Source organism: Microcoleus sp. B4-D4 (assembly GCF_036705185.1).
Taxonomy (GTDB): Bacteria; Cyanobacteriota; Cyanobacteriia; order Cyanobacteriales; family Microcoleaceae; genus Microcoleus.
Map to the genome: position 1 here is coordinate 25,883 of NZ_JAUBTX010000007.1, position 24,653 is coordinate 50,535.

The 24,653-nt window shown below is 44.7% G+C and carries 18 protein-coding genes; 14 read left to right on the plus strand and 4 right to left on the minus strand.

Features of this window, described 5'->3' with window-relative positions; translation table 11 throughout:
- The first annotated feature begins 15 nt into the window (after positions 1-15).
- From QUB13_RS08345 to QUB13_RS08360, 4 genes are all read left to right on the plus strand, one after another.
- On the plus strand, positions 16-1,557 hold the full coding sequence (locus tag QUB13_RS08345; RefSeq protein ID WP_333380027.1) for a relaxase/mobilization nuclease domain-containing protein: 1,542 nt from the start codon (positions 16-18) through the stop codon (positions 1,555-1,557).
- 387 nt (positions 1,558-1,944) lie between these two features.
- Positions 1,945-2,268 carry a hypothetical protein gene (locus QUB13_RS08350; protein WP_333380028.1) on the plus strand — a complete coding sequence of 108 codons (324 nt, stop codon included), beginning with the start codon at positions 1,945-1,947 and terminating at the stop codon, positions 2,266-2,268.
- Positions 2,269-2,584: 316 nt separating this feature from the next.
- On the plus strand, positions 2,585-3,001 hold the full coding sequence (locus tag QUB13_RS08355; protein ID WP_333380029.1) for an element excision factor XisH family protein: 417 nt from the start codon (positions 2,585-2,587) through the stop codon (positions 2,999-3,001).
- Positions 2,989-3,321 (plus strand): XisI protein, encoded by a 333-nt coding sequence (locus QUB13_RS08360; protein WP_333380030.1) that lies wholly within the window; start codon positions 2,989-2,991, stop codon positions 3,319-3,321. Before QUB13_RS08355 ends, QUB13_RS08360 begins: the two co-directional genes overlap by 13 nt.
- 267 nt (positions 3,322-3,588) lie before the next feature.
- Here the strand turns inward: QUB13_RS08360 and QUB13_RS08365 are convergent, their stop codons facing one another.
- Both QUB13_RS08365 and QUB13_RS08370 read right to left on the minus strand, forming a co-directional pair.
- Positions 3,589-4,635 (minus strand): Fic family protein, encoded by a 1,047-nt coding sequence (locus tag QUB13_RS08365; RefSeq protein WP_333380031.1) that lies wholly within the window; start codon positions 4,633-4,635, stop codon positions 3,589-3,591.
- Positions 4,636-4,709: 74 nt separating this feature from the next.
- Entirely contained in the window at positions 4,710-5,819 is a 1,110-nt protein-coding gene (locus QUB13_RS08370) for a hypothetical protein (protein ID WP_333380032.1), read from the minus strand.
- Between the two features lie 241 nt (positions 5,820-6,060).
- Here QUB13_RS08370 and QUB13_RS08375 point away from each other — a divergent pair, with 241 nt between their 5' ends.
- Positions 6,061-6,684, plus strand: coding sequence for a siphovirus Gp157 family protein (locus QUB13_RS08375; RefSeq protein ID WP_333380033.1), 624 nt, complete (start codon positions 6,061-6,063; stop codon positions 6,682-6,684).
- Between the two features lie 235 nt (positions 6,685-6,919).
- On the opposite strand, the gene QUB13_RS08380 is transcribed toward QUB13_RS08375, so the two are convergent.
- The gene (locus tag QUB13_RS08380) at positions 6,920-7,138 is read right to left on the minus strand and encodes a hypothetical protein (RefSeq protein WP_333380034.1); all 219 of its coding nucleotides are present in this window, start codon (positions 7,136-7,138) and stop codon (positions 6,920-6,922) included.
- A 189-nt stretch (positions 7,139-7,327) separates the two neighbouring features.
- Between QUB13_RS08380 and QUB13_RS08385 the strand changes: the two genes are divergently transcribed.
- The 3 genes from QUB13_RS08385 (at position 7,328) to QUB13_RS08395 (ending at position 14,279) form a co-directional block, all read left to right on the plus strand.
- Complete coding sequence (locus QUB13_RS08385; protein ID WP_333380035.1) at positions 7,328-10,894, plus strand: hypothetical protein; 3,567 nt, start codon at positions 7,328-7,330, stop codon at positions 10,892-10,894.
- A 232-nt stretch (positions 10,895-11,126) separates the two neighbouring features.
- The gene (locus QUB13_RS08390; RefSeq protein ID WP_333380036.1) at positions 11,127-13,532 is read left to right on the plus strand and encodes a hypothetical protein; all 2,406 of its coding nucleotides are present in this window, start codon (positions 11,127-11,129) and stop codon (positions 13,530-13,532) included.
- Positions 13,533-13,610: 78 nt separating this feature from the next.
- On the plus strand, positions 13,611-14,279 hold the full coding sequence (locus tag QUB13_RS08395; protein WP_333380037.1) for a hypothetical protein: 669 nt from the start codon (positions 13,611-13,613) through the stop codon (positions 14,277-14,279).
- A 339-nt stretch (positions 14,280-14,618) separates the two neighbouring features.
- Here the strand turns inward: QUB13_RS08395 and QUB13_RS08400 are convergent, their stop codons facing one another.
- Positions 14,619-15,101: a four helix bundle protein gene (locus QUB13_RS08400; RefSeq protein ID WP_333380038.1), complete on the minus strand. Its 483-nt coding sequence runs from the start codon at positions 15,099-15,101 to the stop codon at positions 14,619-14,621.
- Positions 15,102-15,219: 118 nt separating this feature from the next.
- Between QUB13_RS08400 and QUB13_RS08405 the strand changes: the two genes are divergently transcribed.
- The 6 genes from QUB13_RS08405 to QUB13_RS08430 all read left to right on the plus strand — a co-directional run bounded on the left by QUB13_RS08405 (position 15,220) and on the right by QUB13_RS08430 (position 24,536).
- Positions 15,220-18,423, plus strand: coding sequence for a hypothetical protein (locus QUB13_RS08405; RefSeq protein WP_333380039.1), 3,204 nt, complete (start codon positions 15,220-15,222; stop codon positions 18,421-18,423).
- A 127-nt stretch (positions 18,424-18,550) separates the two neighbouring features.
- Positions 18,551-19,546, plus strand: coding sequence for a hypothetical protein (locus QUB13_RS08410; protein WP_333380040.1), 996 nt, complete (start codon positions 18,551-18,553; stop codon positions 19,544-19,546).
- 23 nt (positions 19,547-19,569) lie between these two features.
- Positions 19,570-20,655 carry a hypothetical protein gene (locus tag QUB13_RS08415; RefSeq protein WP_333380041.1) on the plus strand — a complete coding sequence of 362 codons (1,086 nt, stop codon included), beginning with the start codon at positions 19,570-19,572 and terminating at the stop codon, positions 20,653-20,655.
- 123 nt (positions 20,656-20,778) lie between these two features.
- A complete protein-coding gene (locus QUB13_RS08420) occupies positions 20,779-21,486 on the plus strand; it encodes a hypothetical protein (protein WP_333380042.1) in 708 nt (235 codons plus the stop codon).
- Positions 21,487-21,655: 169 nt separating this feature from the next.
- Complete coding sequence (locus tag QUB13_RS08425) at positions 21,656-23,680, plus strand: hypothetical protein (protein ID WP_333380043.1); 2,025 nt, start codon at positions 21,656-21,658, stop codon at positions 23,678-23,680.
- Positions 23,681-23,786: 106 nt separating this feature from the next.
- On the plus strand, positions 23,787-24,536 hold the full coding sequence (locus QUB13_RS08430) for a hypothetical protein (RefSeq protein WP_333380044.1): 750 nt from the start codon (positions 23,787-23,789) through the stop codon (positions 24,534-24,536).
- The last annotated feature ends 117 nt before the right edge of the window (positions 24,537-24,653 follow it).

Here is a 24,653-nt window from a genome sequence, read left to right on the forward strand (position 1 = left end):
GACGGTTTTTCGGTTATGATTGGCAAACAAATCAAAGGTACAGGCTTTCGGGGCTGTCTGAACTACGTGCTGGGCAAAAAAGACGCCGCTCTAATTGGCGGTACTATGTGCGGACAAACTCCTGAAGAATTGGCTGCTGAATTTGCTATCGCCCGACAACTAAGACCTAACCTGAAAGTAGCAGTTTTTCACGCCACTTTATCTGTCGCAAGCACTGAAAAACTAGAAGATTTTGAAGAAAATGACCAACGCTGGCTGACGATCGCAGCTAACTACATGAAAGCGATGGAATTTGACAACAACCAGTATGCAGTTGTCAAGCACAGCGATACAGACCACGACCACATTCACATTGTCGCCAGTCGCATTCGCCTAGATGGAGGTGTTGTTGACGATAGCTGGGACTATTACAAAAGCCAAGAAACTATTCGCCAGCTTGAACGGAACTACAGCCTGGAAACTGTTACACCCAGTTGGGAAACAGACAAGCGAGCTCCGACTACAGGAGAACGCAGGCAATTAAAAAGCAAGGGAAACAAGAGTGTCCGGGTGCAATTGCAAGACCTAATTGATGAAGTTACCCAAGACAACCCAACTATGCCAGAATTTGTTGAACGGTTGCAGCAACAAGGTGTAGAGGTACAAGTCGGACTGACTCGAAACGGGTTCAGTAAAGGCATTTCTTACAATTTAGATGGGGTAGCTTTAAGTGGCTCTCAGTTGGGTAAAGCCTACACTTTTTATGGATTGCAGAAGCATCGAGGTATTAGTTATGACCAACAGCGAGATAGCGCCTTAATTGAAGCTTTAATGCAGTCACAACACTTAGCGAGTGTCCCCGGCGAGGCTGAGAAATATGAGTTAGAGTTGCAACCATCTGAGCTAGCAGAAACTGCACCTCTAACTCCTGCTACAGCAAATGAGTTAGAGTTGCAATTATCAATCCTGCCTGAAAGGAATGAAACTCAGTGGGTCAGAGTGCGATCGCATCTAGCAGTCGAGTACAGTTTCCCTTTAGAATTGCTTAATTTATTGCACTCTCATTCTTGGCTGTATGCCGGCTCAGAAAAGGCTGTCTTTACGGCACGGACGCTTGAGGGAGAAGCCAGCTTCGCTTTTGTTCTAGATGAAAGAGGTAACTTTACTACAACCCATCCCCTGTCATCTGAAGCTGTTTTCTGGGTAGCCACTACCGGAGAAATTGAGCGAGCTGTGATTGCTTGTAACCCAATCGAAGCCCTTTCAATTTTGCTTATTGAACAGGAAAATAGCCAGGAAAACTCTGCAACAGCACCAGCCACAATTTACCTAGGAATTGAACGAGCTTCACAACTGCCTATAGAATTGTTACAAGAACTCGATAGCGTTATTATAGCGATCGCCGAAAATTCTCAGCTCGCTCGAAATGCAAGCGAGCTGCTACCGGATGCAGAACTTGTCAGTCCACAGTCAAGTTGGAATGATACTTGGATACAATTAATTGAGCTAGAACAGCAAACTAATCAACAAAATAACCAACAGTATAAACAGCACAGTCAAGACATTGAACTGGATTAGTTGTTGCCACTTAAGATTTTGACTTTTATTAAATAAAAGCGCTAGCTAACAAATTTCATGGTTGCGACATAAATAAATTCCTGGGTAGTTCTGCCATATCAGGGTTTTGATAACGCTGGGTTAACCGTTTTATCCCCCCAAGTATCCTTACCAGGTAGGACTACCAATTACTGATTACTGCCACTAACTATTACAGCTTTTTTAACGTATTTATCAACTATTTTATCGGAGCTATTAAGTAAATTGAGACGGCGCTTGCTTAAATAATCTGTGAGTCAACATGGGTAAAAAAAATTATTTATACATTTTATTGTACTCACTAACATTTACGAAAAAACAAATTTATGAGCGCTGTCGCGCCCAAAAATAAAGCATCGGACAAAAAAAATGGAACTATCGCAAACCTACACCTATTACTTCAATAATTTAACCTGCGTCCACCAAACAGAAAACGAACTGTACATCATGGGGAGGGAAACAACACTTGTCCTAAATTTTCAACAAACAAGCTATCAAACGCTTGACCAAATAATCCAGGCTCTGCGACTTGTGAGGGACAAAAAAATCCAAGACAGAAAGTCAATTGTTGAGCAAGAACTGCTGGCATTAAACTTCCAATTCACGGAAGAAAGCAGCAATGACAGCAGCAACGGTAGCAACGGCAGCAGCAACGGCAGCAGCAAAAACTGCGAGCTAAAAATCGACTGGTAATTCAATTATGCCGGAGAGACAAGTTTGTTTCTCCGGCAGCCAATAGCAAACATCTTTCACCACATTCAAAAATGGCAAACAAAATGGCAGGATACGTGTATCTCCTGCACTAAGAGCAAGCCGATATGTTCGAGTCGTCCGACGCAACACTACGTCGGCTGGACAATCATATTTGGACGAAAGGCTTCTTCTGATCTAAAAAAGGCCGAGGGGCAAAGTTTTGTGGCGCTGCCCGAGAACCTCGCTTTCAGATGAAGAGCGTATATACTTGAAATAAAACTCTCGAAGATATTAAACACAACGAGTCAGTACAACCATGTCTGCTAAAGATGTCTTTCACGAAGTCGTTAAAATCGCTCTCCAGAAAGATGGATGGCAGATTACTCACGATCCATATACTTTACAAGCAGGAACTCTAGAACTTTACATCGACTTGGGTGCCGAAAGGATGGTTGCGGCAGAAAAAGACGGACAAAAAATTGCCGTTGAAATCAAAAGCTTTATTGGCCCCTCCAAAATCTCCCAGTTTTACACAGCATTAGGACAATTCATTAGTTATCGAGCAGCTTTGCAACAACAAGAAACTGACCGCCTTTTATACCTAGCAGTACCCAGCAATGTCTACGATAGTTTTTTTACAATGGGGTTTATTCAGTCTTTAATTCAACAAAACCAAATTCATTTAATTGTTTACGATATAGAGCAGGAGGCGATCGCACAATGGCAAATGTAGACCTTTATAGGCAGCACATCCAAAATCTTCTCTCCCAACACGCTAGTCTTGTTTGGGATGAGCGAATTCAGGCTCAAACTATCTTTGATACCGAGCGCGATCATTATCAATTAGTATATGTGGGCTGGCGCAATCAGCGGCGAATTTATGGCCCGGTTTTGCACCTGGATATTATGGACAATAAAATTTGGATTCAGCAGGATGGAACCGAGGTGGGCATTGCTAACGAACTCGTAGAATTAGGAGTTCCTAAACAAGACATTATACTGGGTTTTGACCCACCGAATATGCGACAATTAAGTGAATTTGCAGTCGAATGAACTACATCTCATTGATGAAGATTTAGCTTTTTAAAATGCTAGTCTTTTTAACATTTAACTGCTTTCATTAGCTTGCATAGATAGTTATAACTGGGTGTTATGTTTTGTACTTCAATTCAACACCCAGTTGCTTGTGCATAATTCCTGTATAGCAATCGCCAAGGCGCTTTGGTCTTCTTTTTCGGTGCATTTCTACGGAGTTTATCCTGAGCGTAGCCCAAGGACCGGGTGACCGAAATATCCTAACAACCTTGGCGGTTGCTGTATCTATTGCTTTCGCCAATACGCATCTACCCCTCGTCCCCGACATTCCAAACGCCTAGCATCCCTTTCCCGGCGCAATAGACGGCGAATCAAATCAATTCCGACTGTTGGACACCGTTCCTGCAATTCCCTAATGGAGAATTCTTGAGGCAAATTGTTAATCGCATCCAATACGATCGCCGTTTTCGTTCCTTTTGCGGATGTAACATATCCCACCCGCTGCTCAAACTCCCGATAAGCTGATAGCAGCATGACTCCCAAGAAATACTCCCACCAAGGTAATAAGTTATGCTGCCCTTCATGCCATCCTTGGGAAGATTGGTAAAGCGTATCGTAGTAACTCTCCTTAGTTCTCTCCACAATTCGTTCCAAACTAATAAATCGCCCCACCTCATAACCAGCTTTGTATAGCAGCAACAAAGTCAGCAACCTTGCCATCCGCCCGTTTCCATCTAAAAATGGATGAATGCACAAGAAATCCAAAATATAAGTGGGAATCAGCAATAAAGGTTCTATCTCGCCCGACTCCCAGAGGCGATTAAACCGTTCTTGCAGGCGTTCCATTGCAGCAGGAGTAGCATAAGCGGGAGTAGGTTGAAACCTCACCACTTTAGTCCCGTCAGGATAAGTAGCGCTAATTTCATTATCCACTGTTTTCCAGCGCCCGCCTGTATTAACAGCAAATTGGTAAAGGTCGCGGTGCAGTTGTAAAATAACCCCTGTACTAAAAGGAATGTGGCTATAACTGTTGTGAATTGTAGTTAGCACGTCCCGATAACCCGCAATTTCTTGTTCTGAACGATCGCGCGGCGTTGTTTTTTCTGTTACTAATTTCTTAATCCGTTCTAGCGGCACAGTAATGCCTTCAATGCGGTTAGAAGATTCGGTACTCTGAATAACCGCAGCTTGGCGCAAAGTGCCTAAAACTTGTGGGGCTTGTTGTTTGAATAACTCCTGCTTACCCTTGTACTCTCCAATCAAACGAATTGTTTGCAGAAGTCTTTGATTGAGCAATTGACCTTCAATGAACCCCTCTTCAAATGACAGCATATCTATTTCAACTCCTTTGTATTAATTATAAACATTTATCGCAGTCAATAACTCGGATATTGCGTGCGCTCGCATCAAAACTTTGAAACCCGATTGCAAGCAGAACCGACACCAAATCCAGATAAATAAGTAAGGCGATAATTGCTTTTAGCCATAGCCCTTGCCTCTCTTGTTGTCCAAGGTTTGACGCTCAGCAAATCGGGTTCAGTTTCCAGTTGCTTTAAATAAGAGCGATCGCCCGTTACAAAGGCGATCGCCTGAGCCAGGAATTTGCAACAGCTCAAAGGAGCCTGAACTACCTGCTTTTCAGTAAACCTAACCACAATCCAATTCCACTCTAAGAATAATTGATTGCGGCGCATATCCCTGTCAGCATCGCAGCAGTGAGTGGGCTTCTTAGATTTGCCAGCATAAGGTTCATCAATCTCGACATCAATTCCGAGTCCAGATCGAGTGTGAATTACAATAAAATCTGCTGAATAGCTCCTCTGAGATGACGGAATTTTAAACTCTGCTGCTTGGACAACTTCCTCGAAATATTGCTGTAAGTATTGCAAAAAGCGTTGTTCGCTCACTCCTTGCCGAGCTTGAGATATGCCATTAGGAGTAACCCGAAGTGACATCAAATCTTTGAACGATCGATTTCTGTGCTGTAAGTCAATTTTTACACTTTTAAAAACTGTCTGCAACTCTTCTTTCCCTGACTTAAAACTAGAAAATTCCTGCTGTTTGTTAGATAACGTCTCTTGTTGAGATAATCTTTTTTGTTGGGATAATATCTCTTGTTGGGATAATATCTCTTGTTGTTTGTACTCAAGAATTTGCTGTTTATACCTAGATAGCAGTTTTTGACGGCAACCAAACACATAACTATAAGCAGCCGCAATTAAACATGAATAAGCAGCTACTACCAACAGCATTTCCCACCACAGCCAACCCCAGGAAATAGCTAACAGCGGAAGTGCGATCGCACCATAGAGCCAAAACACCCAAATTAACCACAGCAACTTGACAGGTAACACCACAGGTGGTTGAGGCGGAGTCAGCAAAACAACAGGTTGCTCGAATTGTTGAGTTTCTTGAAGTTGGGATGAGGTGGCACAACTAGAACTTGCCTCTGGCAAAGGATATTGATGGCAGAACTGCATTACCACTTTTGGGTAAAAAACTATAGGATAATTCATATCTTTAAATACTCCTTTTTTTAAGAGCGCGGTCGCGCTATTTTTAAGAAAATCTTTTGAATTGTATGCCAAAAACCACCCAGTCAAACTCACAAAAATTAACTCATTTTCAACCATGTCGCAAGATTCAAAAGGACAAACTAATCTCTCTTAAATCCGACGCGGCAACAATGGCTGCACTTGCTCAAATCGAAGAACGCCGCGATTATTATCACACCTGCATCAACGGAGGATACTAAGCATGAATTTAGCCACAGCGACGCTTGCTCAAAGTTCAACAACTGCGGCTCAACTTTGGCATCAACTAGAGTCAGCAGAAAGCTCAGAAGAAATTGACCAACTGCTGCAATCCCTTTGGCAAACCCAAGAAACCCAGGAACTTGCTGTAGATGCCCATGCCGACTTAGCCGACCAAATTGATGCCGAAATTGCAGGAATTACAGCCCGGATGCAGTATTTGATAGAACTGCATTCAAAAGCTATCAACAAACTCCAGGGGTGGAGAGAGCGGTTAGACAAAACCGTTCTCTACTTCAACGAGTGCGGCGTGTTAACTTCCGAAATTCTTGGCAAACACCGCCGCATTGCTGTCAAGGAAAATCCGCCTACCTGTGAAGTTTTGATTGACCCATCTCAACTGCCAGAACCCTATCGCCGAGTCGAAACAAAAACCGTAATTTCTGCCGACAAAAAGGCGATTGCAGACGCTTGGAAACAAGGAATGCCTGTAGATGGTACTAAGGTTTTCCGCAAGCGCAAAGTGGTTTACAGCTTGCTTCCAGGTAACAATTTGCACTCTCTTCAAGCCAACCAGACGCTTGAGAGTCGTTCTTCGGATAAAACGCAGTCCAAAAAACGGCGTTAGCCATCTTTTCAGGTGTCAGAAATGTCTTGATTTGACACCTGAATTATTAGACATATCCGAGTTAGACACCTCCGAATTATACCATTTATGAAAAGTCATGCAACAGTAGCAACAGTAGGTTGATGTCGTGAAATAAACCCAACGATTCAAAGTGTAGCAAGACTTTTTAGAAATGGTATTACAATGTGACACGTTTGTTTTGTAAGAGCGAAGACTTAATTTCGGTCGGTATCTCTTATAAATCAATCCAGTATTGAGGGTTCTCCACTTGTTCTTCGGTGACGTTGAACAACGTTGATGCTCTACCTTTAATAACCCCGTTAGCGTCGAGGTTCAAACCTCCGAATTGCTGGCTGTTTTCACCTTCTCCAAAAGCAACGCGGGCAAGTGCATCGCGATCGGAGAAATAATCCCGTTGGCTTTCCATAGCCGTAGTTGTGCGAACTACTTTCACTTTTTTTCTCCACATTGGGATTGTCATTCTGATTGTAACACGCTACTTTTTTCTTCTAAACCCCTCCAATTGGAGGGGGTGAATATCACTCAGTAGCAGGAATTTGTGAAGGAACAACCTTGTCAAAATCTGGACTATTACTGTGCGTAAGTCCTAAAAATGTAAAAACTAGGATTCAGGAGCTAATCAATGAGCAGAAGAAAAGTTACCCCAGAATATCGCTCCACAGAATGGGTAGCTGGGGAAGGACTAAAAATCCCAGTCTTTGATATGTCCTTGACTGACAGTAGAGCAAAGGGGCGATACCAAGCTGAATCAGAAGTGCTGCGTAACTCCCTGCTTGAACTGCTTTTTGAACCTGAAGAATTAGCATCCCTAAGCATCGTTAAACCTGACCCAAATGATAGCAGCTTCGACCCTCTCAAAAACATCGACTTCGGAGATGGCATTGGCAGAAGAGTTGCTTTCAGCTCAGGCAAAAATGTGTATTTTGCAGACAAAGAACTCTCAACCAAACTGTTGAGCGTATTCAAAACTCAACCCGACCACGCCTGTCGCTACGGCTCACTGCTAGTTAGCAGTTGCAACCAAGGAGCCAAATTGTTAGATAGCTCCCTTGACGGCGAAACCTTGCGAGTCAAAATTGTGGATTCTCAAAGCGATGACCAAAGTGAAAAAGCGAAAGCTCATAAGTGGCAAACCGGAGACTGTCACGGTAAAATTTCACCGGCACTAGCGCAACAATTAGGAGGGAATTACAACCGACCTTTTCAATTCAGATTTGCCTGGATGCAGGAATGGGGACAAGAAGACTGCCACACTCCCGAAATTAGCTTTCTTGCCAAAGGAACGCTGTTGCCTGATACTAATTTAACCTCCGACTTGGATTATGATATCATTATGGATCGCTCCTCTATCAAAGGAGTTGCTAAAAACCAATTAGCTGAACTTATCCCCTGTGGCGACTACGAATTTCCCAAAGCTATACTGGGAAATCGAGGCAACGCCAAAGTAACTGAATACGAAAATTCCTGGCAATTTTCGATTTGGTATTCCGAAGCAGCTATTGGGGCTGACATCGCCACACCGACTAAAGTTGAAGCCCAAAAACTAGCTGACTTGCAAAATAACCGGCTGCAACTTGCCAAATACTTAGTAGAGCAACACGATAAAAAAGCTGCTTTTCAATCCAAATTTCACGAAGACAGCAGCGGATTAGAAGACGAAACAGATGAAAAAGCCCAACGCAACGAATCCCGACTAATATCAATTTTGAGGAACGACAAACTCGGTCAACTCCTCGACTTTCCCAAAGTCGTCGATTTCATGCAAGAACAACTGGCTAAAAAGTGGAAAGACTTAGCAATTAAGGGAGCAATTCATCACGGTTCAGCAATGGCTCAACCTTGTGAAAACCTCAAACCTGGTACAATTGTTGCACCCCACTTGCGACACGGCACAGAAGTTATCGTTACCCGATACCCAATTGTCAGTAAAGATAACATCCGCCGCTACACAGTAGACAACAAAAGCCACCGTGAATTAACGCAGTACAAAGGGTGCGTTTTCATTCGTTCTGACCAAGCTATGCAGCATCATCAATGCGATTTTGATGGCGATCAATTAGTGATTACGCCTGCTTCGCGAATGCCGAATATCGCTTCTGAAACCAGGCACGCTAATCAAGAGAATGAGTACGATGCAGTTGAGAAGCGAGAGAAAGTTGACTACACTAAAGCTACCGATAGTGATGGCGAGCGCAAGTATACCAAATTGCGGCAAATTGCCGTAGCGATCGCCCAAAATAAAATCGGCTGGGTGGCTACCTTAATCGGGAGAGTGCAATCGTCAGCAGCAGAACCGGGACAGCCAAAAAGTTTATTCAATCAACAGAAGCGGCAGCTTCTTGGAAAGCTGTTTGATGCCCTGCAAATTGAAGTGGATAGTCCCAAAAGTGCTACTCGTACCGAAGACCACCACCCCACATTATTGTCCAAGGCTAAGCAGTGGTCAGAACAGCACCCAAGCTACCTATTTGACTATAAAGACGACCCCAGGCTTTACAAAACGGTGCCATTACCTATAGGAGACGGCACCGCTATCAATTGCATCGCTAGGGAGGCTGTTAACCCAGAGTGGGAACCGACTCGTTTAAAAAGCCGTCACCGCGACGAATTTCGCTACCTGTTTGAGTCTCCTTCGGACTTAGATGAGCGAGAAAAATGGGAGAAACATTATGTCAGGTGGGCGCAAGATATTAAGGAACGCTATCGAGAAAGGATGGGCGAAATCCACTTGGATTGCAGCGACGATTCTAAGGCAATTAAAGAAGCCGTCAGCAAGTTATACGAGAGCTTAAGAGCCGATGTGACCGAAGCTTGGACTGACCCTGAAGAACGGTTTTTAGCTGCTAGTGCGATGTGGCACGTCGAAACCGCAAATCCCAACTTAGAAGTCCCTCGCAAAGCTTGTAAGGAACTTTCTCGCCAACTGTTGATTGAATTCAACTTTGAACCTGAGTACGAGCGACTGCACGAAGCAATGCCAAAAGACACTTACGTTTTGAGCGTCCCTTTCGAGGAATTTGAATTGGATGGCAGCGGTAAGACTGTCAGGGATAAGAAGCGACAACCAGTTGGCAAAGACTTAGCTGGACATTGGAAAGAATTGTTAGACAGCAAAGGTATTAAATATGAAGCAACTGTGCATCCGAGCCTGCCAATGGTAAATTTTGCCTTAATTGAACCCAGCGAAAAACTGGTGGGAATTCTTGAGAATAAGTTTGGCGAGAATGCCAACGACATCGACGGTTTAGACTTAACCTACCGCGATGGTCTTGGCCGCACAAAAGATGTGAGTTCACGCATTGTAGCTCCTGCTGATTATACTTGGCTTGAGTCCCAAAACCAAACACCTAAAGCAGCACTGGTTCTCAACCTATTTACCGATGAAATTTGCCAGCAATTGCAAACCTTTCAGTTTGACAGAGCTGAACTGATTGGGCAGAAGTACAATGACTTGAAAGATGTTGACTTTAGCAGTCCCAAATGGAGGCAGAAAACATTGACTTTTGAGGTGGGTTCTGTTAGCGGTACCGATTCAAGGCGCGACGGCAGCCCTATTGTCCTCCTTGACGGGCAAGAGCTAGCTATGTTCTCTGCTAGTTCACCTAAATTGCCGATCGGCACTACCTTTGAGGCCACTATTGAACCCTCGCCTAAAGGTAGTGCTCTGATCTTAAACATCAACCCTAGCTCTGTGCAACTAATTGAATCAGTTGAGGAACTTTCAGAAGTCGCGCCAACTCCTTGTCAAGAGCGATCGCTTGTATCGCCAACTCCTTGTCAAGAGCGACCGCTTGTATCGCCAACCCCTACCCAAAAGCGATCGCAATCCGTATCGCCAACCTCTACCCAAAACAAACAGCCGTCTCAACCCGAAGACATTCCTGCCAGCCCCGCCTACCTCTCACAATTGCTGAAAGATGCGATTTGTGAAGCATATAACCAAACTGGAGAAACTACAATTCCTGTGGGAAACTGGACAGCTTTTATTAGCAAATCTCGCAATAATGTTAGGTGTTTAGTCAGAGATGAAGCTGATAATCCGGTCTTAGCTGCTGACTTGAAAACAGGTCAAGTTATTAAGAAGCTTTCGGAAAACAACAGCTCTCAGTTTATCAAATACCTCAGAGAGGTTGATGCTGAATTAGCAGCCACATCCTCAAAAATTAGAGTTGCCGACGCACAACTTTAACATCAGTTACCGCACATCTAAGAACGGGTAGGTGTGAACGCCAGGAAGCTCGTTGACCTAACAGTTAGTTTTTTAGTGAGTTTCAAACAGGAACTATTTATTAATGGACGACTATTCCCCCTCCGATTGGAGGGGGTAACTTTAACTCCCCAAAACCGCTCTTCCGAGTGAAGTCAGTAGGCACACTGCTCGAATTTCATGGGAAATATCCACTCATCCCACCCCAAAAATTATGCCCACAAAAACAGCATCCCGAAACCGAAGCCAGGGAAACTACATCACCCCTAACACAGCAGAGGGCAAGAAAATCCTCAACTACCTAAGAAATCGCTGCGAGAAAGCTTTAGATTACTGCCTGGAAAACGGACTCACCAGTGTAGAAGATTTTGCCGATGCAGTTGAAGAACTAACGGAAGCCGACGGCAAACCTGGCATTAGCGTGGAGGTCAAGCACAACGGACTCGTCCTCAGTTTGAGCGATCGACCAGAGTACGGCTCTACCACAGGAAAGTACATGATGGAACACTTGGGAGAGCCGGACGACAACCGATTTACTAAAACAGGAATTGAAGCATTACTCGATTCGCCTCGAACTAAAACAAGGTCGAAAAAAGACGATTTACTAGATGAATTGGATGATGAGCCACCCTCCCCCAAATCTAAATCTAAAGCTGCAAGTAAGTCTAAAAAAGACGATTTACTAGATGAGTTAGAGGATGATGAACCATCGCACCGCTCGAAATCTAAAGCGGCAAGTAAGTCTAAAAAAGACGATTTACTAGATGAGTTAGAGGATGATGAACCATCGCACCGCTCGAAATCTAAAGCCAATACCAAATCTAAAAAAAAAGAAATAGAAAATTATTGGGATGACGACGAGCCATTACCCAACTCGAAAACCAAAAATAAACATCGAGAAGATGACTTAGAGGAGTTGCAGTCGGAGGAACCACTGGTTAAATCTCAAGCCTTAAACCGCTCTCGGAGAAATCAACTAAGTGATTTAGATGAGTTTGAACTCAAAGAACCTCAACCTAAAGCTAAGCCTCAAACTAAAAGCCACCTTCAAAACTCTGAGCGAGAACATTTGGAAGACGAAGAATTATCAGCTAAATCCCCAACCAAAAGAAAACTTCAGACAGATGAAGCGGTAGAAACTGCGGAATCCTTAGCAGCCACACATTCAAAAATTAGAACTAGCCAACAGCGACCTCAAGGCCAGAAATCAAACGACCAGAACATCGATAGTATCCTCGATGCTGCTGTACAAGTTAGCGGTAGAACAGCCATTTCTGGAAGTGAGGTTGAAGGTACAACTGTCAGCGGTATGAGCGCTCAAGTTGCGGTTCTCGCTACTCTGATTGGCAAAAAAGCAGCTTCTCAAATTATAGAAGCTGCTCTTGGGGCTGGAAAAGAGCGCCAAGTTGCCGATATTGTCAAAAGGCTCAAAGCTCAAAGCCAGCGGGCTGACTCGCTCTCCCAGCGGGTTACCAACTTGGTTGAAGCGGATTCAGTTACAGATGCAATGGTCGAATCCGAAGCTTTACCAATAGCTGAACCGGAGCCAGAACCGGAACAAAACATCTTACCTGAACAGGATGCCGAATTTGTCTCAACACCAGGTATGCTCTTAGCTAAAGCTGTTAGCAAAGTTCACGGAAAAGTTGATAAAATCTCCGGCAGTGTGAGAGACAACAATTCTGAAAAGACGGCTTCTATTAAAATTGACACAGAGGCGAGTTTTGAAGAGCAACTCGTACAAATAAATGAAGCACTCAACCGACTTGAAAAGCGACTCGATACCCTAGAAGAGCGAATAGAAGCTTTAGAGAATAAACTTTCCCTTCAAAGCGAGACAGGTGTTCAAGCTGCAGATGCAAAAGTAGAACCGCCCGACAGCTCAACTCCATCTCTCAGCGACCAATTCGTACAAAACGGAACAGAAATAGGTGAAAAAATTTCATTAGAATCAACAATCCCAGCTAGCAGCGCTAACACTACTGCTAAAAAAATCACTTTGACAGCCCAAAATCTTACTCAGGACTCCCAACTTGCAGCAACACTAGCAAAAATTTACAGCCTAGCTGAAGAAGAAGCAAATGCGGAAGGCGTTGCATTAGAAGATGGAGTTGATTTGGGAGAAGCCAAACTTTATGTAACAAATTTTGACTCCTCTACCGCTGTCAGCTTAAAAACTAAGGAAGGCGAGGAACTGTTCTCAGCAGTACAGGATAAAACTAAAGAATGGAAAGTAACAAACGACTTCCTGAAACCTGAAGAAAAAGAAGAACTCGACCGCTTACAAATTTTTCAACAAGCTCTCAACCAAGAACGCTTAGCTGAAATGGTAAAGAGAAGCGGTCAGGATGAAGTGAGCTTTACCGATTCCCAGGGCTCGCGCCTAGACTTTGAAGTCGAATTCAGCGATAAATCCAAGTCTAAGGGTACTGTCAAAGGCTTTAACTCTCACAGCGAGATAGTTTTTGAGGCCAGTCTCCAAAAAGGTAATGTTGAGGTACTTCTGTGCGATATTCCACCAGAAGTAGTAGAAAATATCCTATCCCAACAGCAACTTGCTGAAAGCCAGAACTCTAACAAGCAGGAAGCGAGAAAAACTGAGGCAGAGATGGAAATTTGAAATAAGTTATTTCACTGGCACCCTCCAAATGGAGGGGGTCATACTCACTATAGACAATCACCAAATACGGTGATTTTTTTGGCATTAAATGCAACTTTAATTGATATTAAAGCACTAAATCATCGAAATAGTGACATGGCTACTTACTTAGACAAAACAAGAACTGAACGAAATCGAAACTCATTATTACGCTGGTTAAAACAACAGAAAATTCAAGTGGGCGACATTCCCTTCCTCGGCATTTGCCTAGCCTCACTCATCTACTTCAGCCTTCACGACCCGCTCCTAATAACAACTTTAGGCTGCTCCAGCATACTCTTTTTAAGTTTATGGCACATCACTAGAGCTATTCCTCTTGTAGAGCGATATATCGGCTGCAAAATCCGCTTTTGGCACATTGCCACTGCCATTATCACCTCTACTGCGCTTTGCTCCGTACTCGATTCCCCAGCCAACGCCCTCTTCCTCTCCGGCTTAGAAGAATTTATGCAAGAACTCGCAGAAGGAGCCTCTTCAGCAGGAGGCGAAGCTATTGATGCCGAAGTCATCGAACTGATTTTCAACTTAATTCGCGGAGCATTTCTTTTATTAGTAGCAGCCGCTTCTCTTTTCGCCTACAACCAAGCACAACAAGGTAACGACTGGAGACCAATTGTTACCCAAGTTGCCTTAGCCTTTGCCATTGTAATTGCCGTTGATGTAATAACTTTCCTGTTCATTGGCAATGGCGGTGGCGGAGGAGCTTAGGGAAGAAGGGGAGAAGGGGAGAGTGGGGGAGTGGGAGAGGGGGAGAGGGGGAGATTAGAGGTGTGCAGTAAACAGCAAGCTATTTGAATTTTCAGGTAGATTGCAGTTGTTACATAATCCATCATTTTAATTCAATTGGCTGAGTATATGTTAGATGTTGAAGCCCTCTAGTTTTTATCGGGTTGTTGCGAGTTTTCAAACTTCTCCCCTTGTTCCACTCTCTTCTTCTCCCACTCTCCCCTTGTTCCACTCTCCCCTCTCCGAATCACCCCCTCTCCCACTCTCCCCCTCTCCCCCTCTCCTCTTCTCCCCCGCTCTCCCCCTCTTCCACTCTTTCGTTCACCGACTCTTAGTATGGTTTTTTGGCACTGGAAGGAGCCACATAGAAGGGTTATTAATCATGTTGACCAGTGTACCCAGTATTTGATTGTAATGTTGATACAGCTCTCTACCAACCTGAACATCCAAGTAATTGCATCTAACAGCGAATTCAATCCAAGTTTGAGTTTCAGCAGCTTCAGCTTCAGAATCACTTAATTTGGATACAAAAGCTCCTTCATAACGCCGTTTACGCCATGCCTCAGACAAATTGGCACAAACAGAACGCGAAGACCGACGAATTTGATCGGTCAATGAATATCGTTCCTCAACAGGAAACTTTTTAGAGAGTTCAAAAATCTGCATAGCCACATCTAATGCAAGTTGATACACTTCTAAATCTCGGTGGGATTGAATTGGTTTTCTGTTCATTTCAAGCTCTAATTTCTTAACTCCACTTTCTATTATCCCCTCTCCCTCTCCCCCACTCTCCCCCTCTCCCACTCTCCCCCTCTTCCCCTCTCCCACTCTCCCAATCACCCCACTCTCCCTCTCCCCCACTCTCCCCCTCTCCCACTCTCCCCCTCTCCCACTCTCCCCCTCTTCCCCTTCCCCTATTACCATGCTTAAAGACCCAGACAAAGACTTCATCTCCGTCAACAAAATTATTGGCAAACAAGCCAGCATCGGCATTATTCCAGCGGAACAGCTAATTCCCTGGATGCTAATCACCGTAATTTCTTACATCATCACCAACGGCTTATTCAGCTTAGGAATGCCTTGGTTTTTTACCACTACTTTCTGGCTAATTGTAAGCTGGTGGCTCCTGACAGGTAACAAACCTCACCTTTTTGTAGACAGGTTTAGACCTCCGCCGGGGAACGAGTGGTACAACGGCAATCTTTTATACCTTTCTCCCCTTCCCTCACACCGACCAAACCCGATTCGCCACCGAATCAGCGATTCACAAGTCCGAGTCAAACTTAAACCCAAAGTTGCTCCCAATCAACAAGGAGATAACAGCCGACTTATGCCCTTCCAAAACTACCAAAACCTCCTGTGTTTAGTGACTGTCAAAAAGGATGGTCGAGAAGTTTCTGGTTACTTACTGAATGAAGGCAGTCAATATCAAATTGTATTCGGATTCGAGACGGCTGGCTTTCACAACATCCTGTACCGCCAGGAAGTAAATAATGCAGCTACCGCCTTAGAAGAGGGACTAAAAGACATTCCCCCAGGCGAAAAAATGACCTTTCACACCGGCTGCTACAGCAGCGATTGCCTTCGCCAGCAACAGTTAACTGAATTGGCTGACAACTGTCACCTCAAACCCATTTCTGTACTCGTTCGTAACGAACAGAAACGCATTCAAGAACTCAACTTAGCAGGCACCCGACAACTGTGGAACCAAACTATTTTCTGCACTTGGACATTCAACGCTCAATCTGGCTCCAAATCCAACGACCCTCTGAGTAAATTCATCAATGGAATTGTCAACACAACCAACAGCATTGCTGCACAATTTACAGGCAACCAGCGCATCTACTCTGAACGCTTTTACAAACAACTGCTGCTCGACGCTTTCGAGCAAGGCTATATCCGGTGGGAACTCTTGCTAAACACCAAAATTGGACTGGAAATTCAACCCATGAATGCCCAAGCATTGTGGGGATGGCTGTGGCAAAAATTCAACAGCGCACCCGTACCCCCTATTCCCCAACTTCTCACCTTAAAAGAAACCGCATCCGACTACAAACTCACCGAAACTATCAACAGTCACAAACACGCCTGCACCATTTTAATTGAAGGTATGAGCGGCCGTTCGAGCTGCCCGGAACACAGAAAAGCTAGCTCACGCATTTTGCTTCCCGGTAGAAACGCAGAATGCGGCGTGCTAACAATGGAAGAGGGCCCCGGCGGCTGGCTCAATACTAGAGAGCAACTGCAATGGCTCTGGAAAATTATGAGCAACAGCTACGTCCGCGATACTGAAGCCGTTGTCGAAATTAGCGCCGCTCCCAACTTTATTATTCAAGACAACTTAGCAAGGCAAGCTAAACAATCTAAAACTGCCAAAAAACGCGCTTTAGAAAAAGGTCAAGGTCGCGATGTAGGAGCAGAAGTCAAACAGGAAGAATCCTTTGAAGCCCAGAAAAAAATGTACAAAGGTGCAAGAGCAATTCACGCTGCTGTCACCTTCTTAGTCTACCGACCAACCCCGGAGCAACTAACACACGCTTGCCAAATGCTCTCCCACAGCTTCGGCTCTGCCAAGGTATTAAGAGAGCGCAACATTGCTTGGCAACTGTGGCTAGAAACTTTGCCCATTACTGTAAGCTGGCTGTTGCACAGCAGTTCGCTAATTAACGAACGCCGCCTCACCTTAGACACCGAAACTGTCCCTGGTATTTTGCCCTTAACTGCTGTAAGGGACATCGACTCAAAAGGAGTTGAATTCATCACCAAAGGTGGCAAACCCGTGTACGTTGACCTCATGCACAACCAAACCAGCCGTGCTGTCATAACAGGTGAATCCGGTTGCGGTAAAAGCGTTGTAGGATGGCGATTTGCGGTCGATGCTTTAGCCGCCAATATTCCAGTAGTCGGTATGGACATCTCAGCAGGAAGCGGCAGCACCTTTGAGACAGCAGTGAAACTGTTAGGCGACGACGGTGCGTACTACGACATCACCTCTGGCAGCTCGAATCTACTCGAAATACCGGATTTGAGGCGTTTTGATAGAGAAGAGCGATCGCGCCGACTAGACCAATGGAAAGAGTTTATCAGAAAAGCGCTGACTATTATCAGCATGGGTAAAGTCCGCGACCCAAAATTAGCGCAGCGAGTCGATGCCATTTTGCTGCTAACTCTGAAAAAATTTCTGGAAGACCCAGACATTATCGAGCGCTACAATACGGCCTTTGAAAAAGGCTGGAAATCGACCGCTTGGCAAGAAATGCCAACCCTCACAAACCTCCTAAAATTCTGCACAAAAGAGCAACTAAACCTGCAAAATTTTACCGACTTCGACCGCATTGCCATCAACCAAATTATCACTCAATGCAACGCATTACTAGCCTCACCTTTAGGGAAAGCAATTGGCAGACCGAGTACATTTTCACCTGAACCCGCTGTTAAGTTTTTTGCCCTTAGCGGTTTGGGTAACGAACAAGACCAATATCTGATGGCAATTAACGCCCACGCTGCTTGCATTCGCAACGCACTTTCTCACCCGAAAAGCCTATTTATCGGAGACGAACTTTCGATTTTGTTTAAAAAAGACGGATTTGCTGAAGTAGTAGGTGAGCTCTGTGCAGTGGGTAGAAAGAATGGCATTTCAGTGCTCTTGCTATCTCAAGATATCGACAGTATTTGCGACTGTAGTGCGGGAACTATGATTATGCAAAACATGGTGTATCGAATTACCGGAAGATTGACATCAAACGGAGCCACTTCTTGGATAAAACGTTTGGGATATCCGGCTGAAATTATTAGCCAAAATGCCACAGAAGCTTTTCTTCCCAGAGCTGCCGACCTTTATTCCAATTGGCTAATTGAAAAAGGAGGTCGTTTCTGGCAAAGCCGATACTATCCAGGCGAAATGATCTTAGCAAGTGTGGCTAACAATCAAGCTGAATTGATGGCTCGTGCGCGAGTGATGGCTCAATATCCCAATACGTTAAAAGGGCAATTGCTAGCACTCAAACAATTTGCCTCTGAATATGTACAAGCTGTAAAAGAAGGACGTTCATTAACCAATATTGGCAAAAATGCAGTCACTGATATCAACGGACAGAAATCACCTCAAGACCTCATGGCTAGCTAGAACGTTTGGGAGGTTGATAACTGCTTTAATTTTTTACATAACAAATTTTACGAACTTGTTGAATTGAAGTGATGCAAAATATCGATCTAAATCCTCAAATCACTGCACACACAACGGAGAAAAGCCGATGAAATCACCAAAATTTCTTGTCAAACTTGCCCTCGGCATTCCGGCAATTTGGCTCAGCTTAATACTGAATTCTGTTGAAGCAAAAGCTCAAACCTCTGACAGCAATCCGACTGCAACACAGCTTCCCAGTTTAAACAATCCATCGGGCAGCAATTTCAACCGCTCCAGCTTCACAGTTCCCAATCAACAAATAGAAAGCCAAATCCAACAATCAGCTAATAACTTCTTGAGCAACCAGAAAGAAATAGGAGGTATAGAAAACACAATTAGCGGCATAACAAGCGAAATTTCAGATACCATCTCCACCATTTCCGACAGCATTTCAGGCATCTGGGACAATTTGTTAAACAAAGTCGAAAAATTCAACAGTGAAATAGAGTCAACCCTCTCTTCATTCCTGGGGGAATTGAAAGTTCCAGACCTAAAAGAAGCAGTTAAAAGCATAATGGACGGTAACACCTCCGAAAGCGAAGGGACAAAACTATCCGCTGCTTTAGAGAAGAGACCCCAAGATTCTTACAGCCTCAAAGAGAATACCGCAGAACTAGCAGAAAGAGAAGGTGCTGTCAGTGAAGCCAATAAAGCCACTTTCAGTAAAAAAGCTCAACAAAATCAAGCTCAGATGAAAGAAATTGTCCAGCAAAACGTAGAGCAAACTGGTCGGGAGAGCCAAATTTCAATGGAATTGGGTGCTGATTCAGAAGGTCAAGATGTCACCCAGAACATTATGAGAAATATATCTCAACAAAGTGCGATCGCAGCTAAGCAAGCAGCCTTATCAGCAGAAAATCAAAGTGCTTTAGTCATGCAGGGCCAGCAAGCTCAAATCGATCGCAGTTTTGCCAACATTCTCAACGCTCAACAGGCAGAAGAACTTAACGAAATTAACACCGCCCAGAGACGGCAGGATGCTGCGGCTGCTACCGCTTCTTCTACTCAAGCCGGACTGTTTCAAATGCCGGGAGGCATCACCCTAGGGGCAAGCGAAGACTGAAATCACAACAAGGAGACACCGCAATGCTAATACAATTTATTGCCCAAACTAGCACAGCAGGACAAGCCCTGGACACTCTATCTGATGCCATAGAAGTCTCTCAAAAAACCGTCGAAGCGTGGAATTTAGTTTGGTTTAATACCTTCAACACTCAAGAATCCTCTCTCTGGATTGCCTTAGTCAAATTAGGACTAATTCTGGCGGGAATATCTGTTACTTACCTCGCTGTCACCAGTGGCAAAGAAATCATCGAAAAACAGTCTTGGTCAGAGCTAGTAGCCATGTTTATCTGGCCACTCGTAATTGTAGTATTTCTCAGCAACAACGGTAAAGTTTTGGCAGAAAGCGTCAAATTCATTAAAGCTGTAGGCAGCACTCAAGTGCAAGAAATTATGAAAATTCAAGTCGGAGAAATGACCTTCAGAACGGCCCTGAGCGACGTTAACCTCACCAGTGCTGGCAAAGAAGAGATTGAGAAACTCTATAGCGAATGCCAGGGCAAAGTTGGAGAGGCTTTAGTCCAATGCTGGAACAGCAAAAAAGAGCCGGCTCAACAAATTCTCCAGGCAGCGGAACAGCAAAATGGAGGCCCCCTTAAAAGCTTACAGCGGTTTGTTGAAAACTTAGGCAATGTTGCCAATCTTCAAGATATAGGAAATGGCGATTTTGCAGGACAAGTTTTTAGGTCTACTGTCTTGCCCATCATTCGCTTAATTCTTAGATCAGTACAGTGGGCATTTGTCAACATTTTAGAAGCAGCCTTGTTGCTAACAGCTCTATTCGGGCCTCTGGCAATGGGCTTGTCGCTACTGCCGCTGCAAGGAAAACCAATCTGGGCTTGGCTAATAGGATTTATGTCGTTATTTGGAGTGCAATTGGGCTACAACATCGTCGTTGGATTAGTCGCTGTAGTGATTGTCAAATCCGATGCAGAGTTAGTTACAGATATCGCCTTTTTATTCTTTTTAGCTGTGTTTTCTCCCGTTCTAGCCGTGTTAATAGCCAAGGGTGGAGGAACTGCTTTGTACAGTGCGATCGCCAATAGCACCAAACAGCTTACAGATATTGCCAGTAACGCGATCGGCGTTATTGCTGGAAAACTGATCTAGGGGAAGAAAATTCCGGTAGCTTTTTCTTCGCCGAACCGAGTTATTACTCACTACTCAAACCCAGTTTCCCAATCCACTCCCTATATCCCCACCTTTCCATCCCTCATACCCTCCAAGAAAACTATGAAATTTCCACAATCCCAACCCTTACTCCCTGAATCTAAAAACACCTTAGCCTTGTGCTTTGTCCTGCTAACAAGCTTTGTTTTCCTCCTGACAATTGCTGTTTTAGTGAATACAGTCAGTTTGAGAGCCTTATCTCAAAGAAAAGTTACCTTTGTCCAGTTAAAAGACGGAACCGCAGCACGAATTGCAGAACAAGATGAACTGTACAGAGAGCCGAAAATCATCCAAACTTTCGTATCCAGTTGGGTCAATTTAACCTGGGCTTGGTCAGGCAAAATTCCCGGCACAAATGACCCAGACCCCGGCATTAAAGTTAAAGGAAGTGCCAAAGTTCCTACAACTGCTTGGATGGGCTCCTTGATGATGGAGTCAGAGTTTGGTAAAGCTTCCCTTATTGAACTTGCCAAACTCGTTCCTAACACCATCTATTCAGGAAAAACCCGCTCAGGAGTTTATATTTCTCACATCTCAGAACCGAGAGAAATAAAAAGAGGAGTTTGGGAAATAGATGTAATTGCTACTCGCGTCGTGCTAGAGCAAGGCATTGGAGAAAGCCGAGAACAGTTTAATCGAACTTTCACCGTCAAAGCCGTAGAAATTCCCAAATCCCCTCTCAAAGAAAACGCTAATGAATTAGAGAAGACTATTCACTCTTTGAGAGCAGCCGGATTAGAAATTTCCCGAATTGTCGAATTCAAACCATAGAAGAGGAAAGAGACATGGAAAGGGGACGAACCGGTAAGTGGGTAAATTTTAAAACCTACCGTAACAACTAAATAATTTAAACATTTAGTATGTTCCATCCCTTTGCTTGAAGTCTTCTCTCTGTGCTTTTTTATGTACAGTTAAACACAACACATTGAACTCTAAAGCCATGACTAACAAAAGAAATGGATTAACCGAAAACCCAATTAATACCACTCCTGATAATAGTACCACTAGAGCCAATATGAATCATACAACTGCATCAAGTGAATATACCCCTAATAATGATGACGATAACATCGATTCCCCTATTTCCCCTTCTCCAAACCCTTCCCCTTCTGACGATGACATTGATGAAAACTTCATTGCTAATTTCGACCCCAATGCACCCCTAACACTTGAAACTCAATATCAACTCGCTCAAGATGAGGAAAGACCACTGCCGCCGCCTGTTTCCGAAAGAGGCGTTCCTAGAGCAGTGACAATGCTGCTATTGACTGGTGGAATACTATTGCTAGGACTGCTGATTTGGCAATTTATCAAGCCTAAATCACCTCGCGAACCCATCGCACAATCAACACCAAAAGAAAACTCTTCTGGCACCATTAAAGATGAAAAACCAGAGTTGCTGGCTAAATTAGCTTACCAAGACCAACAAAAACTATTAGCCTCAAAACCGCAAAAAACCGCAAAACCCAAAACAGAACCATCGCCTAAACCGTCAAGAACCCCGCGAACTCCGCGAACTCCGCGTCTAGTCGCTACCCGGAACTCCCCACCGCCACCTACTTCTCTACGCGAACCCCTACCCGCACCCAGAACAGTAGTGCGGACGGTAACACTACCCGCACCCATACCTCAAAGAGTACCCTCAAGAACACCCGCACCGGCTCCCATACCCAAACCGTTAGTACCCCCACCTTTAATTCCAACTCCAAGAGAAGAAAAAATCGACCCGTTTGAGCGGTGGAACCAACTCGCCCAACTCGGACAAATTAGGGGAAATTTTGACCCTAACCGAATAGCGAATGCCGTGAGTGCAACACCGGACACTCCAGCGACAACAAGTGCTACCGCCGCCGCTAGTACGAACCCAACTCCAACAACTGAATTCCTAACAGTCAATATCGGCAACCAAAAGTCGCAATCCTCATACGTTTCTTTGGAACAAATCCCAGAAAAACTATATAGCCACCCAAATAACGCCAACGGGGAAAGGCTACACCCGGAGTTTCCTTATGGAGAGGACAGCCTCGAAACCACCGACAACTCCCAAAACCCCACTAACCAATTAACTCCGGCTGCCCTTTCCCCCCAAACAAGTTCCGATTCTACCGATAACCCAATCGAGACTGCGGCTCGACTGAGCGCGAGCCGAACATTCTTGCCCGATACAGAATTTCAAACCCTTTCCCCAGAAACTGCTCCAGAGGCGGATGCCTTAACAAATTCCCTAACCGCAGAACAAGTAAACTCCCCAGGGGCAAAAGGCATTCTCAACCGCACGCCCCAAAGTTCCTCAACCTCCCAAACAGCTCAGGTTCCCCTTGGAACCACAGCCAACGGCGTAGTTTCGGTTCCCCTGTTATGGGATGAAGGCTCAGGCAAACAGCTTTACGACAAATTTGCTGTCACCCTCACAGCCGACTTCACGGCAACTGACGGCTCTATTGCTTTTCGGAAGGGCACGGTTGTCATTGCCAAAGCCAGCACCGTCAGCAAAACCAATCGCATGGTACAAGCTACTGCTGTGGCGCTCGTCTACTCTGATAGAAACGGTCAGATTAAACAGCAGCCCATTCCAGAAGGCGCAATTTTGATTGCAGGAGAGGGCGGAGGGCCGTTGATTGCTTCAGGCTACTTCGACCCTGGTTCCGATATTGCCGGACAGGATATCCTCACCGCAGTGCTGTCGGGAGTTGGACGAGTCGGTCAAGTATTCGCAGAGCCTAAAGTCAGGAGTTCTAGCAGTATTAGCGGTCGGTTTGGGGGCAGTACAACCACTGTTGAAAGTCGAGACCCCCAAATTTGGTCAGCCGTCCTCGATGGCTTTTTCAGCCCCTTGGCAAAACGGATGGAAAGCCGCTCAGATAGAGCAACTGAGGAACTTTTAAAACGCCCCAATGTAGCTGTGGTTAACAAAGGAACTCCGGTTTCTATTACTGTCAACAGCTTTCTCAACATTCATCGATAACGGAGCCGTCGATAAACGGTTAAGTCGCCCCAACGCGACTGCAATTAGTAAAGGAAATCCCCGTTTCTACTGTCAACAATTTTCTCAACATCAACGGATAACTGCCATGACGAATCGCATCCAATCTCCAATAATGCTTTCCCTCGGAGGGCTTTTGTTCACAGCAGTGTTCGCCGCTGCAAGCTACCCCGACTGTGCTTTTGCTCAATCAAGAGTAACAGGCTATCAAACTGTGGGTCGAGATATTGCCGTCAATAGTGCGATTGATATTTTAGTCTATCCCGGTCGCGCAAGTGCGATCGACTTCAGCTCAACCGATGAAGCTGTCGCCTACGTTTTAATTGCCGACCCCTCAAAAATAGTTTTCAGCACCGACGCACAATTGGCAAGCGGCCGAGCCAAAACTGTTTTCTTGCGTCCCATTCAAGCTCTCAATTTTCCGGGAGCTACCACAGCTACCATCACTAACCTTTCAATCAAAACTGTAGATTCAAAAGGCAAACAGCGACTTTACAACTTCAACATCGTTCCCGCCAACAAAGAACCAGAACACTTAGGAATTCGCATCGCTCCCCTAAACCCAAGAATGGAGCCGACTGTGAACGTTGATAGAGGTCGCGCACCCACAGCATCAGATGTCGAAAAAGGATTGCTGATTGCCATTCAAAAAGGCTACACAGCAGCCAACGACCCAGTAGTCTACAGCGTGCGACAATTTTTAGCTCTGGTAAGAAATCAGAATCTATCGGCGGCCGATGCTGCTGCACGAGCCGGAGTAGACTTGTCTGTGATTGTCGAGCTAGCCAAAATAGCTTTTGAATCAAACTACCGCTCACACATACCTACTCATATCTAACCAATATTAGACAGAGTTAGGCAAGTCCATTCGTTCCGGGGTCAACCACAGAGAGGGATAAAGGGCAATCCATCAATTTAAAATCTCAAACCTCAAATCTCAACTTGTTCCAATTAC